The organism is uncultured Sunxiuqinia sp., from assembly GCF_947495665.1.
Classification (GTDB): Bacteria; Bacteroidota; Bacteroidia; order Bacteroidales; family Prolixibacteraceae; genus Sunxiuqinia; species Sunxiuqinia rutila.
Window position 1 is genome coordinate 60,334 of record NZ_CANLZV010000019.1, and the last position, 16,305, is coordinate 76,638.

The window sequence follows — 16,305 nt, forward strand, 5'->3', positions numbered from 1 at the left end:
GTAAATCATGATTCAGACAATTTACTCATACCGCAATGCCTCTACCGGATTCCGCGTGGCTGCCCGCCAGCTTTGCCAACTAACGGTTAGCAGGGCAATTCCCAAGGCCAGCAAACCTGCCAGCGCAAAGATCCACCAACTCAAGGTGGTTTTGTAGGCAAAATTCTCTAACCATTTACTCATGGCATACCAGGCAATGGGGCAGGCAAGTACAAAAGCAATCACCACCCACTTCACAAAGTCCTTATTCAGCATGGTCAGAATTTCTGAGATTGTGGCGCCGTTCACTTTACGGATGCCAATTTCTTTGGTTCGACGATCAACAGCGTACCAAGTCATCCCAAACAAGCCGAAAGCTGTTAGGGAAAGGCTGATAATCGTAAAGAAGCCAATTATTCTTGCTGTTTTCGAGTAGTTACTGTGCAATTGTTCAAACTCATCACGAATAAAGGTGTAGTTGAAAATTTTATCGGGGAAATATTCCTCCCACCTTTTCTTTATCTCTGACAATGTTGGTGCTAACCCATTCGCATTTAACCGTAACTGAAGGACCTGAATACTGCTTCCCTTTTCAGGATTGAACAGAGAAATAATTGTTGGTTTTACCTGTTTACTGAATGGCTCTGTATAAAAATCAGCAATTACACCTTTTATAACGAGGCTTTTATCAAAAACAGGCAAGGTTTTCCCAACCGGATCATCGATGCCATATTTCCGAACGAATGTCTCATTTACAACAACCTGCTTACTTCGAACCGACTCACTCTTCGAAAATATTTCACCCTCAATTAGCCTGAAGCTGTGTGTTTTTAAGAAATCGCTGTCGAAAGTATAGGTCAGTACCGAAACATTATCGTCGTTCATTGCAATCCATGCATTCAGAAAACCGGAGCTGGACAGCGTTCCACACTGAACTCCACTTAATGCAGTAATATCATTTTTAAATGCTTTGAGTTTTAATCCGGAAATGTCGCCCCCGTTAATCTGAATAATATTTTTATCGATATTGGATGTTTCTGTAATAAAATCCAATTGTTTGGCATACATCATTGCGCCAACAATCAGAATAATGGAAATCGTAAATTGCAGAACTACCATACCATTGACAACCCGTGCCTTATGCTTCGGAGTGTCATTTTTCAGAAATTGAAAAGATTGGTTTTTAGCCATCCTGATGAATAGATACAAGGACGGTATTGCGATAAGCAGAAACAGCAATATAAGATAGCCCGCAATAACCATTCTGTTGGCAAGAAAAGACAAGGATACATAAGCATTAAACAGTGAATTAAATACTGGGAGAAGCAAGATTACGAGAATAAATGACAATAAGAACCCCAAAAAAACAGCTAAAAATGTTTCACTAACCAGCTGAATTCCGAGTTGCTTTTTGTCCGCCCCCAATATTTCTTGAATCCCGGTGTTCTTTTCATTTTGAAACATACGTACCAGGTACATATTCATGTAGTTGAAGCAGGAGATAAACAGAATCGCAATTGTTGCGAGTATGCTTATGTACAAAAAAGAACGATCCCGATGCATCAGAAACTCCCAGCTGCTTTGTGTTTCACTCGTATCGAAATACACATCCGTAAGCGGTTGGAGGTAATATTGGCACTCCTGTGTTAGCTTAGGAAGAACACCGCCATCTTTCTTCATTTGTGCCAAAACAGAGGCTGACGAAGCTTTTTTATCGAGCTTTACAAAAGTTACTCCACCGTAATAAGAACCTAAATCGATAGGCAGTAGCACATCGAACTTCAGAAAGGAAGCAGCCTCCGAATCATCAACTACGGATGTGATTGTATAGAGAGTTGCATTGTTATTCTCATGAAGTAAAAAAGTCTTTCCGACAACATTGGCCTCACCAAAAATCAGCTTTGCTTTGCTGGCACTCACTGCGGCCTCTCCAGGACTTGAAAGAGTTTTTGCCACATCGCCATAAAGCGTAGGGATGGTGAAAAAACGATCAAGGTCTCTATCTGCAGAAACAAGCAAGAGTTTATCCGACCTAAAGTTATCAGCCTCAAAAATGACATTTTCATCCACGCGCTTAAACCGACAAAAAGTTTCAACTTCGTGATACCGATCTTTCATCATCGAGGGCAATGCAGGCAAAATGAATGAGGTTTTTTCTTTGCTCTGCACATCCATCGGATTATCACTTTTCAGTAAAAATATCCGGTCTTTGGCTGGACTACCCTCCGAGATTTGCCACTCATTGGCTACAAATGCAATTAAGAGGTTACAGCAAGTAAGTCCAATAATCAAACTAAGAATAGAGATAATCGTAAAGACTTTATTCCGCCTCCAGTTGCGGATGATCAGGTTTAAATTTGTTTTTGAAAACATCTGTATTTCTGTGTATTGTTATTGATATCAATCGTTTTTTCTCTCTCAAACCATAAGAATGGAAACCTCACTCATACCGCAGCGCTTCCACCGGGTTACGGGTAGCTGCCCGCCAGCTTTGCCAGCTAACGGTTAGCAGCGCAATTCCCAAGGCCAACACACCTGCCAACGCAAAAATCCACCAACTCAAGGTGGTTTTGTAGGCAAAATTCTCTAACCATTTACTCATGGCATACCAGGCAATTGGGCAGGCAAGTACAAAAGCAATAGTCACCCATTTGACAAAGTCTTTATTCAGCATCGCCATCACTTCGATAATCGTGGCGCCGTTTACTCTGCGGATACCAATTTCTTTAATCCTGCTGCGTGTATCGTAAAGCGAAATGGCAAACAAGCCAACCGACGAAATCAGGTAAGCAATAAGGGTGAAAAGTATATAGATCTCACTAAGTCGTTTTTCTTTCTGGTACATGGCTGCAATATCGTCGGATAAAAAAGTGTATTCGAATGTTTCTCCGGGGTTAAGTTCACTAAATAGCTTCTGCACAAACTGAATTCCCCGCTGCGCTGCTCCCTCTTCAAACTGAATCATAAAATTGGCTTCAATATCTTCGAAATACATCATAACCAAGGGGCGCGGCTTTACCGACAAGTGTTCTGAGTTAAAATCTCTTACAACACCAAGTATTTCAAAACCGGAATTCTTATCATCAGAACGGGACCAATACTTATTTAAGATTCTTGCAGAAGAGATATCTTCTATTCCCCAATGCTTCTTTGCTGCCTCGTTAATCACTATTTTTTTCTCCCGCTGCTTATCTTTCTCTTTTTCAAAAAAGCGACCTTCCACTAGCTGTAAATCCAGCGTTGTAGCATAATCGGGAGTTACTGTCAAAAAATTAGCTGAAGCATAATCTCGGTCATCCCCCTGCAGCTTCCAAGGCATGGAATTGGTATTGATGGGCGACTTACCTTGCGTGAAAGACTTTATTGAACTATTGGCAGACAACTCATTTATTACGTACTGAAAATTTCGCTGAGATGCTTCTCGCTGTGCAGCACGATCCTCCTGATTATCTAGGAAAGGCTGCTCATAAAAAAGTTTAGTCGTAATAATATTTGCAGAATGAAATCCAAGATCTTTATCCAACATTAAATGAAGTTGCTTTACCACAACAATAGAAGCTATCAGCAAAATCAGAGAAAGTGTAAACTGAATCGTGGCCACCACATTCCTTCCCGCCAATTTATTCCCTGATAAAATTTGATTTTTCAGGCTTTTAACAACTGATATTCGCAGGTAAAACACCGAAGGATAAATCATTGCAACCAAAACAAGAGCCAGCAAAATAGCCAGGTTTAGTAAAAATACCTGCCAGGCTTCCGGGTTCAGTTCAACTCCTATTATCCGATTAAAATGTGGCAGCATAAAAATAAACGCTCCTGAAATCAGTATTGCTGACAAACAAATAAGCAATCCCAATTCCGTCAGCTTTTGATAAAAAACATGCTTTTGGCTTGCTCCCGAAATTTTATTGATCCCAATGTTTTTTACCGATGAATTAATGCTGATGATCTGTAAATTTGAAAAGTTAAGCAGTGTGATGACGAAAATAACAGCTACAATGACGAATAAAATATAGATGTTTTTGGGATTGCCATGTTTGGGGAAAAGCCCGTTAAATGAAGCCCCGGAGTCATCGTTGTATATTTCGTCGAAAGCCATCACATTCATGCGGCTGTTCTTAAATTGCGAATGCTGATGCCCCAGGTTCTTTATTTTTTCAACAAAACCGGTTTTATCGAAACCGCCATCAACCAAAATAAAATTAACACCCGAACGACTAAATGAAGCGGAATGATTAGGCAGAATAAAGTCGAAAGTAATGGAACTGTTGGAAGGAGGAGCTTCGACAATTCCTTTTACCGTATAGTTTCTTTGCACGCCACCCGACAGTTTGACCACCTTCCCCATTGGATTCCCGGCACCAAACAACCGTTTGGCAAACCGGTCAGTAAACAGCACCGCATCCGGCTCTTTCAACACAGCACTTCGATCTCCTGTTTTTAATTTGAAATCAAAAATATCCAGGAAAGTACTGTCGACCACAATACCTTCTGGAGAAACAGACCTATCTTCGTATTTGAAAAGGAACTCCCCCTTGGGATACTTCTTTACACTTGTAAAATTCTCAATTCCGGGATAATCCTTATAATTAAACCCGAAAAAGAAATTGGCCTCAATTGCCTCCAACTGGCTTTCTGCCGATTGCTGAACCGTTAACAGGTAAATATCCTTTTCACGTTTGTGAAAATCATCCATCGACAGTTCGTTGTGGATGTAAGTAAACAACAGCGAGATACAAAGCGCACAAAGCGAAACGGTTAATATACTACCAGCAAAAACCAAACGATTCGCCTTAAAGGTTTTGAAAGCGTATTTTAGATAGTGTCTAATCATAGTTCCTTTTTTTTATTCATACCGCAACGCTTCCACCGGGTTACGCGTGGCTGCCCGCCAGCTTTGCCAACTAACGGTTAGCAGGGCAATACCCAAGGCTAGCGCGCCAGCCAAGGCAAATATCCACCAACTCAAGGTGGTTTTGTAGGCAAAGTTCTCTAACCATTTACTCATGGCATACCAGGCAATGGGGCAGGCAAGCACAAAAGCGATGACAACCCACTTCACAAAGTCTTTATTGAGCATGGTCAGAATTTCTGAAATTGTAGCGCCGTTTACCTTGCGAATGCCGATTTCCTTCTGTTTTCGCAGATTTGTATTTAACACCATGCCAAGGAGGCCCATTACAGATAATACAGTAGCAAGAATAGAGAATGCAGAGATAAGCTCACCTTGGTTTTCTTCCCTGGAATAGAAACTTTTAATTTGTTCATCCAATGAGTATATATTTACCATCTGTTCTGAGTCAACTTCTTTTAACACTGTCGATAATCTGCTAATTATCTCATGGTCATTTTCACCTGAAGTTTTTATCGCAAGTAACCTTAATCTCTCAGGATGTTGTTGAATAATGGCCATTGGCTGAATTAACTCTCTTAGACTATGAGCTGTAAAATCTTTAACAATACCCTGAATTTTAAAACCACTAAAAAACTCTCCGGCCTTGAGGTTATATTTCTTTGCAGCAGCTTCATTAAAAATAACTTCCCTGCTTCCTTTTCCGTATTCGCCAAAGGGACCTCCCTCCAAATAATTCATTTCCAGCAAAGTGGTCATACCTTGCCCCATTATTAAACCATCGAAAGTTATTATTTCATCGTTGTATTTCAGTTGCAGTGGCAGCGTTAAGTTAAATGGTGGAACAAAAGAAGAGCCCGCTGTTTTAACTACTCCTGGTATTTGCTCTAATTCATCCTGAATAATTCCTATTTTCTTACTTAATTCAGACGAATTCAGTTCACAGATCAGTACCTTATCAGGATTAATTTCCTGAAAATTGCTTAGAGCATAATTCACCTGCTTAGTCACAGTTAATACTCCGATAATTAGAATAATAAATATAGCAAAGTGCAAGCTTAGAAATGAGTTGAAAACTTTTGCTCGTCTTGGGATCAAAATTGTTTTTCGATTTAGAAGTAATATTGCTGGTATTTTTGAAATTCTGGTTCCAATTATTATTCCCGACAAGGTACCCGCCACTAGTGTAATTGTTAAAACAGAAATAAAGATTTGAGAAAAGGATAAACTTCCCAATTCTAATGTTCTATTCAAGGTACTGTTAATAAACGTTATCCCTAACTCAATAACAATTAATGCCGGCAGCAAACTAAATAGAGCAATTAAATTAGACTCAAGAATAATTTGGCGACGAATAAGAAAGGCAGATGCTCCCAGTGTTTTTTTAGCACCAATTTCTCTTAAGCGACTATCAATTTGGGCTTTGCTCAGGAAGATGTAATTGGCAATTGCAATTATCAGAATAAAAATAGCAATTATGATATAATATTTTAATTCCTCGGCATTACCACGTCGCGAAATCTGATCGCCCGAGATGTTGTCAGAGTTCAAATAAATTTCAGTAACCGGCTGTAATGAATAACGCTTTAGTTCTTTATTTTCTTTCCTTTTTAAGTATTTCTGTAAAACTATTTCAACATCATGTTTGGCTTCTTCCGAATTAAGTTTTAAAAAAGTAACAAACCTTCTGTGTTGCCAATCGTTTTTGTAGCTGCTATTTTCATCCCCAAATGCACCTAACATTTTACTTCGTTCTCCAAGAAATTCATCAAACAAATCGATATTGCAAACAAATTCAGGGTACAATGTTGAGTTTGAACGAAAATTTTTAAATACTCCGCAAACGGTAAGGTTAATGAATTCATTGCTCAGACGCACCCTAAGAGACTTACCTACAGGATTTTTAGAATTAAAATATCTCATTGCCATTTTTTCAGAAATTGCAACATCATATTTAGATTTGGCAGGATGTCCGAGTAAAAAATTAACACCCCAAATATTGAAGATATCATGATCAGCACAAGCAATATCGTTCTCTAATATTATTTCGTTATCATCTGTTTTAATGTTGAATTGATTTTTCTGAAAAATCCTGAAATAATTCTCAACTCCCGGTACTTCATCCATAGCTGCTTCTGCCAGAGGATAAGTTGAAATACCCCAATCGTCCAATACTATTCTGAATATCTTGTCGTTATCTGGAATTGTTTCATTGAATGAATATTCATGAATACTTAGTAAGATAAGTAACAAAATGCTGCCCATACCAATTCCTAATCCCAAAATGCTAATCACCGATTGCACTTTGTTTTTCAAGATACTTCTGAAGGCAATTTTAAAATCTAAATTAATTCTCATCCCAACTATTTTAGTTTACATATAATATCAAGACAGTTCCCTCATTTTTACGTCTCAAGCTCTATTTCAATTCTTCCAAACGTTTTTAATCATATCTGAGATTTCCATCCTGTTTTGCAGGTATTGTCAGAATCAGAATGTTCATGATTCTGACAATTTACTCATACCACAGCGCCCCTATTGACATCAAGCAGCATCGCACCTAGGGATAGACATCGCAGGCCCTAACTCCTTGCTACAGCAGTACCTCTCCCATTTCTTTTTTCACCTCTTCGGTAATAACCTGTCCGTCAAACAGGTTGACCACCCGGTGAGCAAATTCCGAATCGTGCAACGAGTGGGTAACCATCACAATGGTTGTTCCTTCCCGGTTCAATTCGGTAAGCAGGTTCATGACTTCCAGTCCGTTTTTCGAATCCAGGTTACCGGTCGGCTCATCGGCCAGAATTAGTTTTGGATTAGCCACTACGGCACGGGCAATGGCTACACGTTGCTGCTGACCTCCGGAAAGCTGTTGTGGAAAATGCTTGCGCCGATGACTGATTTTCATGCGCTCCAACACCCGCTCAACCATTTCTTTGCGCTCACTCGCTTTCAGCTTCAGGTAAATCAAGGGTAGTTCAACATTTTCATACACGTTCAACTCATCAATCAGGTTAAAGCTTTGAAAAACAAACCCGATGTTCCCTTTCCGAAGCTGGGTGCGGTTACGCTCTTTTAGCTGGCCCACTTCCTGCCCATCGAAATAATACTGACCGTCCGACGGGTTGTCCAGCAGCCCGACAATGTTTAGCAAGGTGGACTTACCACATCCCGAAGGCCCCATAATGGCAACAAATTCCCCTTTTTTTACATGCAGGTTGACTTGGTTCAGCGCACTGGTTTCAATTTCCTCAGTGCGAAAAATTTTGGTTAGATCTACTGTTTTTATCATAGTTGTAATAGCATAGAGCAAAGGGCATGGGGCAAAGAGCAAGAACACAATGCGACCCAAACTATTTGCTCAGTTTTTTAAAATTGATTTCTAAAATTCGTTATTTTCCTACTTAAAGAGTCTAAATCATCTAAAATCTGATTCAATTGCTCTTCATCCATAAATTGACGTCTGAAAGCGACATATGCAATATTGGCTGTCTCAAAAACCGAACGTCGCGCCATATTCAAAAAGTTAGCAAAGTCCTTCGCGGAAAAAGAGCCCGAACCTTCAGCAATATTATTAGAAATGCTCAAGGAGGCTGCTCTTAGTTGTTCTGCTACTCTATAACTTTTTGCATTTCCCATCTCCTCTGCCAAATCAAAAAGCTGATCATTCAATGTAATTGCCTCCTTCCAAATATCTAAATCCATAAATCTAAAATGTGCCATAGTTAAAACTTTAAGTGTTTCATTCAATTTATGAATTTTAGTTTGATTCTCATTTGTTAAGCCAGCAACAGTCCCCTTTGCTCTTTGCCCTATGCTCTCTGCCCTCAGCCCTTTCCTATTTAAAGACAATCTTATCGTTATCGCCAAACAGTTCATAGCTGGAGGTGATTACTTTTTCACCGGGGGCAAGGCCTTCAAGCACTTCGTAATACTGCGGGTTTTGCTTCCCAATACGGATCGGACGCTTCACGGCTTCGGTTCCGGCTTCGTTCAACACAAAGACCCACTGTCCACCGGTGCTTTGGAAGAAGCCCCCACGAGGTAACAGCAGGGCTTTTTCTGATTGCCCCAGCTTCAGCTTGATGTGATAAGTCTGCCCTGTGCGAATGTTATCCGGCTTATGACCTTCAAATACCAAGTCTATTTCAAACTGTCCTTCCCGAACTTCGGGGTATACCTTTCGCACGTTCAGCTGGTAATCTTCGCCATTCCGGTCAAAGGCAGCCGCCAAATCGCGCCGTACCCGGTCAATGTAATGCTCGTCAATCCTGGCGTTAATCTTAAAGTTGGTTAAAATATGAACCAGTCCCAGCCGCTGCCCGCGAGAAATGGATTGCCCTATTTCGGCATCAAGCAAGCCAAGCTGCCCGTCAACCGGTGCTTTTACGTTCAGGTTTGCCAAACGCTCTTTGGCCATTTTCAAACTCAATCGCGTATTTTCCAGACTCTCATCCATGCTGATGCGTTGGTTGGCCCGAAAGATCGAATCCTGAACCATCTTCTGATAAGTCAATCCCTGTTCTTTCTGCGCCAACTCATATTCTTCCTTCGCTTGAAGATACACTTCCCGGGCAACCAATTCTTCCTTAAACAGGCGTTCGTGTTGGCTGAATTTTCGCTTAGCCTGAATAACTTTCAGATCAATCTTAAGCTTTTGTTGTTTGTTTTGTATTTGCTGCTGCTCAATCTGAATCTGGGTATTTCTCAGCTCGTTGGCATGGTAAGCAAGCTGCGACTCACTACTCATAATGGTGGTGTTCAAGTCCGTGTTTCTGAGCTTCAAAATAACGTCGCCTTTTTGCACCATCTCCCCCTCTTCAATATAGATTTCCTCCACTTTTCCTCCTTCTTCCACATCAAGATAAATGGTGCGAATGGGTTCAACCTGCCCAATAATGGTAATGTAATCATTAAACAGACCATCTTCAACGGTGCTTACGGTGAGTTTGTCCTGCTCGGCCCGAAATACCGACTGGTGCTCTGTAAAGGCCAGTTGGTAGAGCATAAAGAAGAAAATAATAATCCCCCCTGCCATATAAAAGTGCTTCTTCTTAAGCCCTTTTTTCTTTTCTATAACCCGATCCATCGTCATTGCTAAAAAATTTTAATTCAAATTCTACCGTTAACTCTCTTTTCTCCCTTCTCCTTCCAATCATTGCTCCCAAAAACGAATCCCTTTGTAAAAGTCCACTACCTTAAGCTTGATTTCCCATTGCAAGCGGGCCTGCAAACGTTGACTTTCTGACCCGGCCAGGCGGTTCTTTACGGCCTGCAGCTCAATGACATCAATCAGGCCTTCTTCGTACTTTCGATGAGCCACCTGGTAAGCCAGCTCATCGGCATCCACCTGTTTCCCGGTCTGGATGTATTCGCGAAAAAGCGCCTGCATCTCCCGACAATTATTCAGCAGTTCGTAGTACACCGTTTGCCTGTAATTTTCGAGCTGTGTACGCGCCTGATCCTCTGCCAAGCGGGCTTTCCGGAACTGACTGCGCACCTGATTCCGTGCAAAAATCGGAATAGAAATGGAAGCTCCAACATATTGGCTCCGGTTATTATTCAGTTGATCTCGAAACGAAATCGTGCGTCCATCCGCATCCCGGTTGGTTTCGTAATAGCCCGTGTTGATGGAGGCATTGAGGTGAATGGAAGGAAAAAACTGCCCGCGGCTAATGGCAACCTCTTTAGCGGAAGCCTGCAATACGGCTTCGGCACTTTTTATAACAGGTGAATGTTTGACAAATGAAGCATAAAGCGAATCGGCAACAACCGCCGGATTAGCCCCAACAGCCGGTTCTCCGCATTCAAACCGGACCTGCTTAAAGCTTTCGCCAGGCAAATTCATGCCTTGAGCCAGCTTTAACTTCATTTCCTCCAATCTATTTTCTGCTTGTAAAAGATTCAGCTTCTCCTTTTCGTAAGTGGCTTGCATTTCGGCCAAATCCGTTTTGGCTTTCAAGCCCGTTTCGATCAATACTTCAGCTTTCTTCAAATTGTTCTCCGACAGGCAAAGCTGCTCCCGGGCAATTGACACCATGCCCTGGTAGTAAATCACATCATAATAGGTCATCAAGATTGAAAAAGCCAAATCATCCTGATGATTCACTTTCTCCCATTTTGCAGCTTCCAATCTGAATTTTGAATAGGCAATCCGGTTTTGTTGAATGAATCCCTGAAACACAGCCAGACTGGCTCCCAAACGGTTGGAATTATTGAAGAATTCGTTATTGACAATATCGTTGGTGTTTGGATCCACCGACCGGCCAAAGCTTAATCCGGCAGAGGAAGAAGCGGACAGCGATGGCAATAAATTGAACTTCGACTGGTTGGCATCGATTGTTGCCGCTTGCTCACTCAGTTCGTAAACCTGCTGCGACAGGTTGTGCTCCAACGCGTAATTGATGCATTTGGTCAGGCTCCAGCTTTCCTGCCCTGAGGCAAAGCCTGGCAGAAAAAGAAGGAAGCTTACCATTATTATTTTGAGAATATCTGTCATATCTTCATCGTTCAGCACCATCGGTTTAACCATTACAGTGCCAAAAACACACAACCCTAATTATCAATACACTACAAAAGCACCTCCATGAATAATGTAAAATATATTGACATGTTTCTGTAAAATAATTTGACAGATCATTGCGCTTCCACCTTTCAAGCTCTAATTTTGATAAAAAAAATGCCCACTGGAAATATCCTTATTGTTGATGATAACAAAAGTGTGCTCAGCGCCCTTGAAATCCTTCTTTCTTCGGAATACGATAAAGTAACATGCTTGTCGAATCCGAACCTGATAACAAGCGAGCTGCGCAAAACGCCCTATCACCTCGTTTTACTGGACATGAACTTTAAAGCTGGGGTAAATACCGGCAATGAGGGCATCTTTTGGCTGCAACAAATCAAGGAGAATCATCCGGAGATTTCAGTGGTACTCATCACGGCATACGGCGATGTGGAGCTGGCTGTAAAAGCACTGAAATCAGGAGCCACCGACTTCATTCTAAAACCATGGGACAACACCAAGCTATTGGCAACCATTCGTTCAGCCATCCAGCTAAGCCTGTCGCGCGAAGAAGTCAAACACCTCAAATTGAAAGAGAAAGAACTGAAGCAAGCCATCAATCGTGAGGAGAAATTTATCATTGGCTCCTCACCCGAATTGATGCACGTGCTGAAAGTTGTGCGCAAGGTTGCGAAGACCGATACCAACATTCTGATTACAGGAGAAAATGGCACGGGCAAAGAGCTGATTGCACGGGAAATTCACCGCCTGTCAAACCGGAAGGAAGAAATGCTGGTCGGAGTGGACATGGGCGCTGTCAGCGAATCGCTGTTCGAAAGCGAGCTGTTTGGCCATGTCAAAGGCGCCTTTACCGATGCGCGCGAAAACCGGGCAGGCAAATTTGAAGTGGCCAACAAAGGCACACTCTTTCTGGACGAAATTGGCAACCTTTCGTTTCACCTACAAGCCAAGCTGCTGGCCGCCATCCAAAACCGGGAAGTGACACGCATCGGCTCCAACCAAACCATTCCAGTGGATATTCGCTTGGTTTGCGCCACCAACAAAAACCTGCCGGAACTGGTAGAGAAAGGGCTTTTCCGCGAAGACCTGCTTTACCGGATTAACACCATCCAAATCGAAGTTCCTCCCTTGCGCGAGCGCGGAAACGATATCCTGGTGTTGGCCGATTTCTTCCTGAAAAAATATGCATACAAGTACGATAAAGCAGCCCTGAAACTGAACAACCAGGCCCAGGAAAAATTGCTGAAATACCACTGGCCCGGAAACATCCGGGAACTGGAACACAGCATTGAAAAAGCCGTCATTTTAAGTGAAAACAACATTCTGAAAGCTGATGATTTCTTTTTAAGACCGGTTACCGGACACAAGACTGACCCGGACTGCCTCCGGCTGGAAGAAATGGAAAAGCGACTGATCCTTCTTGCGCTGGATAAAAATCCGGGGAATGTTACAGCTGCTGCGGAACAGCTGGGAATTACGCGACAAACGCTCTACAACAAAATGAAAAAATTTGAAATCGGATGAACCAGTCATTTTTCATTAATCTCTTAAGCCGGATACTTTTGATTATCCTGGTAGCTATTGGCATTGGCTGGGCTGCCTTTGGCCTGCAACAGTGGTTGTTAAGCGCTTTGCTAACCCTGCTATTAGCCGGGTTGGTCATCAACCTGCTTCACTACCAAAATCGCGTAAACGAACGCATCAACTACTTTTTTGAAGCCATCAAAAATGAGGACTCCAGCCTGGCATTTCCGACCCACAAAAACGATAAAATCATCCAGAAACTGAGCCAAAACCTAACCAAAGTCAACGAGCAAATTCAACGTATCAAAATACAGCACCATCAGCAGGAACAGTACTTTCGGGCATTGATTGAGCATGTGGGTACCGGCATTTTGACCTATGATGAACGGGGCTTTGTGATTCATGCCAACAGTGCCGTGAAAAAGCTGCTGGGGCTCGAACAGTTCACCCATTTAAAGCAGCTCACCAAGGTTGATGAACAGCTGGCCCAAACACTGCCTCAAGTTCAGCAAGTCGGACAAAAGCTAATCACCTTTAATGGCAAACAGGGGAAGGTGACGATTTCCATCAAGGCCAACTCGTTCATAAACAATGACCAAGCACTGACCTTGCTGTCGGTACAGGATATTAACAACGAACTGGATGAAAAGGAACTGGACTCGTGGATGCGCCTGATTCGGGTGCTGACCCACGAAATCATGAACTCCATTGCCCCGGTTACCTCCTTGTCCGAAAGTTTAAGTCATTTTTTCCGAAAAAACGGGCACACCATTTCGCCTGAAGAGGTTGATGAGAAGATGATTAACACCACCATTCGCGGACTGGATGTGATTAAAGAACAAGGACGGGGCTTGATCGCTTTTGTGGAATCGTACCGCAAACTGACACGTCTGCCAAAGCCAGATAAAAAACCCAATCGCGTTCTCAATCTGTTGGAGAAGATGGTATTGCTGAACAAGGCCCAGCATCCGGAGTCGTCCATTCAATTCAAACTGAACGTGGAGTCGCCTGATTTGATGATCCATGCGGATGAAAAAATGATTTCACAGGTCTTACTCAACCTGATTAAAAATTCGCGCGAGGCCCTTGTTGAAACACCAAATGCATGCATTGAATTAATGGCCGGCCGGAACAAAAACGGTCAGGTAGAAGTGTGTGTTAAAGACAATGGACCGGGGATTCCCAACGAGCTGCTGGATGAAATTTTTGTACCTTTTTTCACGACTCGCGAAAACGGCAATGGCATTGGACTGAGCCTTTCACGCCAAATATTAAGGCTGCACAATGGCAGCCTTCGGGTTCGGTCGGTTCCCCATAAGGAAACCCTGTTTTGTATGCTCTTTAATGAATAGCGTCAGCTCGCCACTCCCGGCTCGGGAAGCACGATGGCCAGCACCAGGTAAGCAATCAGCATCAGGGGATTGAAGATGCAGAGCCCCACAAAGCCAATGCGCACAATAACCGGGTCAAGTTCCGGATTGAAATACTCGGATATGCCGGCACAAACTCCGGCCAGTTTCTTGTCGTTTGATTTCGTTAATCGTTTCATGGTCTTTATTTTTTTAATTGTCATCAGATAAGTTCAAACCGATTTTGCGGATTCCTTCAACGTCTTCCAAATCAAAATTGCCGAAGAAGGAAATCAGGAATTGCATGTCATCGTCCGATTCGTTGCGAATAAAAACATGAAATTCAGAAGCTTTTCGCTTGTTGCCTAACATCCAAATTTCAGCATTATTCTCATCATCAACCTCCACAATTCGGTCGTAAGCTCCGGGCAACAAGCCCGTGGCTTTGCGTATAAATTCTGCTCCTGTCAACTGCCCTTTTTCAGGATTGTACGACATGAAACGAATCTCATTCAGATCACCTTTTATGGTTTTGCCTTCTTCATCCAGATCAATATTGAAGGCATCAGTCATGCTTTTGTTGAAAGCAAAATAGGTCACTCCCGGTTTATTTTGAAAAGTATCGAATAGCTTATCACACTTGCTTTGCGCCATTACCATGGTGCTTGCCAGTAGCAGGCAAACAACAAAAAGAATTTGAATTGATCGAATATTCATGACTTTCATTTTTAATCGGTATCCTTGCCGGTGCGGCCTCGAAAGCCTGCCACCGGAAAGTTTAGAAACACAAGGACACCATGGGTTATTTAATGCTGTTAATTGGTGGTCAACGACTGCTCATCTTCTTCCAGCCCCAGCTCAGTCATTTTCCAGTACTTGTCAACCATGTCGCCATCATAGGTGTTCGACACGTTTTCAATATCGTAAATAATCTTCACCAGCTTATCGTCCAGGTACACACGCTTGCCTTCCGGCACTTTAATGGTGATATCCACCTCCTGCTGCAACCAGCGGGCACCTTCATCCAACCGGTAGTAGGGGTTGAAACGAACCGTGGAATCCTGAACCGTGTACTGATACACAATCTCCTGAACATTCTCATTGGCTTCTTCGGCACTGCTGCCGCGTGATTTCTTGCGAATCAGAATCACAAAGTCATCCGTGTTGCTGCGCTCAACATCCAGCCGGGGGTTACCCAGCAAAATCGATTTTCCATCCTCTGAAACCACCTTCATGCGATCCAGGTCCATGTAATAGTTATGCCGGCTGCCACTGTAAGTATCCGCCTCCAGCTCCAGGTAAAGGGTCTGGCAGCTGCTGCAGTCAATCACCTGGCTTTCGCTCACGGTGGTTTGCTTGCTGTAGTTATCAATCTGCGAGAGTGAAACCACTAGGGCGACCACCAGGGCCACCAGCCATACGCCCAGCGAACCTAAAAAAATCAGCTTGTTGTTGGTTTGAAAGCGGAACACCAGCTTGGTACCCACAAACAAAATGGCCAGCAACGGAATGCCCACCAAAAAGCCGGTGGCTATCATCAGGGTGGTCAGCGAGCCTGCACTGATAAAGTAGGTGGCGATTTCGGGCATGTAAAACTCAGGTCCAAATCCGGCCATCCAGGGAGCCGCTTCAATAAACGAATGTCCCACAATCATGGAGGCCAGGAAAGTAATCAGGCTCAAAAAGCCAAACAGGATCAGTCCAACCCCAATCAGGATAACCAATACTTTCAGGACTACCCGAAACAGGCGGTAAACCACCTCACCAAAACGGCTGACCTGCTCTTTGCCTTTGTTATAGGAGTCGGAGCTGCGAAACTTGTTGTAGCTGGCTTTCACTTCCTGAACTTCTTCCTTAATTGATTTCTCAATGTTCGACACCGTGGCTTCCTGCCCGCGCATCTCCAGCTTCTGGGCCGTGGTCTTCGCTTTCGGTACGGCAATCCACAACAGCAAGTAAACCGGGATAATGACCCCGCTGGTCAGGAAAATCAACACAAAGCAGATGATCCGAAGCACCACTGGTTCCAAACCAAAGTAGGCGCCCATACCACCACATACACCGCCAAACACCCGGTG

General features: G+C 43.0%; 12 protein-coding genes. 2 read left to right on the forward strand and 10 right to left on the reverse strand.

What is annotated here, in order from left to right; genetic code table 11:
• Nucleotides 1–21 precede the first annotated feature (21 nt).
• The 7 genes from Q1A18_RS17330 to Q1A18_RS17360 all read right to left on the reverse strand — a co-directional run bounded on the left by Q1A18_RS17330 (nt 22) and on the right by Q1A18_RS17360 (nt 11,330).
• Nucleotides 22–2,352, reverse strand: coding sequence for an FtsX-like permease family protein (locus Q1A18_RS17330; protein WP_299583665.1), 2,331 nt, complete (start codon nt 2,350–2,352; stop codon nt 22–24).
• 67 nt (nt 2,353–2,419) lie between these two features.
• On the reverse strand, nt 2,420–4,813 hold the full coding sequence (locus tag Q1A18_RS17335) for an ABC transporter permease (protein WP_299583668.1): 2,394 nt from the start codon (nt 4,811–4,813) through the stop codon (nt 2,420–2,422).
• Nucleotides 4,814–4,825: 12 nt separating this feature from the next.
• Nucleotides 4,826–7,189 carry an ABC transporter permease gene (locus tag Q1A18_RS17340; protein ID WP_299583671.1) on the reverse strand — a complete coding sequence of 788 codons (2,364 nt, stop codon included), beginning with the start codon at nt 7,187–7,189 and terminating at the stop codon, nt 4,826–4,828.
• A gap of 235 nt (nt 7,190–7,424) precedes the next feature.
• The gene (locus Q1A18_RS17345) at nt 7,425–8,123 is read right to left on the reverse strand and encodes an ABC transporter ATP-binding protein (protein WP_299583674.1); all 699 of its coding nucleotides are present in this window, start codon (nt 8,121–8,123) and stop codon (nt 7,425–7,427) included.
• Between the two features lie 77 nt (nt 8,124–8,200).
• Nucleotides 8,201–8,581 (reverse strand): four helix bundle protein, encoded by a 381-nt coding sequence (locus Q1A18_RS17350; protein WP_299583677.1) that lies wholly within the window; start codon nt 8,579–8,581, stop codon nt 8,201–8,203.
• Between the two features lie 88 nt (nt 8,582–8,669).
• Nucleotides 8,670–9,926, reverse strand: a complete 1,257-nt coding sequence (locus tag Q1A18_RS17355) for an HlyD family efflux transporter periplasmic adaptor subunit (RefSeq protein WP_299583680.1) — start codon at nt 9,924–9,926, stop codon at nt 8,670–8,672.
• Between the two features lie 60 nt (nt 9,927–9,986).
• Nucleotides 9,987–11,330: a TolC family protein gene (locus tag Q1A18_RS17360; protein WP_299583683.1), complete on the reverse strand. Its 1,344-nt coding sequence runs from the start codon at nt 11,328–11,330 to the stop codon at nt 9,987–9,989.
• 180 nt (nt 11,331–11,510) lie between these two features.
• Between Q1A18_RS17360 and Q1A18_RS17365 the strand changes: the two genes are divergently transcribed.
• Both Q1A18_RS17365 and Q1A18_RS17370 read left to right on the forward strand, forming a co-directional pair.
• Nucleotides 11,511–12,878, forward strand: a complete 1,368-nt coding sequence (locus tag Q1A18_RS17365; RefSeq protein ID WP_299583686.1) for a sigma-54 dependent transcriptional regulator — start codon at nt 11,511–11,513, stop codon at nt 12,876–12,878.
• Nucleotides 12,875–14,230 carry an ATP-binding protein gene (locus tag Q1A18_RS17370; RefSeq protein ID WP_299583689.1) on the forward strand — a complete coding sequence of 452 codons (1,356 nt, stop codon included), beginning with the start codon at nt 12,875–12,877 and terminating at the stop codon, nt 14,228–14,230. The genes Q1A18_RS17365 and Q1A18_RS17370 overlap by 4 nt, the downstream gene beginning before the upstream one ends.
• Nucleotides 14,231–14,232: 2 nt before the next feature.
• Here Q1A18_RS17370 and Q1A18_RS17375 read toward each other — a convergent pair whose 3' ends face one another.
• The 3 genes from Q1A18_RS17375 to Q1A18_RS17385 form a co-directional block, all read right to left on the reverse strand.
• Entirely contained in the window at nt 14,233–14,427 is a 195-nt protein-coding gene (locus Q1A18_RS17375; protein ID WP_299583692.1) for a PspC domain-containing protein, read from the reverse strand.
• 13 nt (nt 14,428–14,440) lie between these two features.
• Nucleotides 14,441–14,944: a DUF4252 domain-containing protein gene (locus tag Q1A18_RS17380; protein WP_299583696.1), complete on the reverse strand. Its 504-nt coding sequence runs from the start codon at nt 14,942–14,944 to the stop codon at nt 14,441–14,443.
• A 98-nt stretch (nt 14,945–15,042) separates the two neighbouring features.
• A partial coding sequence (locus tag Q1A18_RS17385) for a PspC domain-containing protein (RefSeq protein ID WP_299583699.1) occupies nt 15,043–16,305 on the reverse strand: 1,263 nt, incomplete at its 5' end.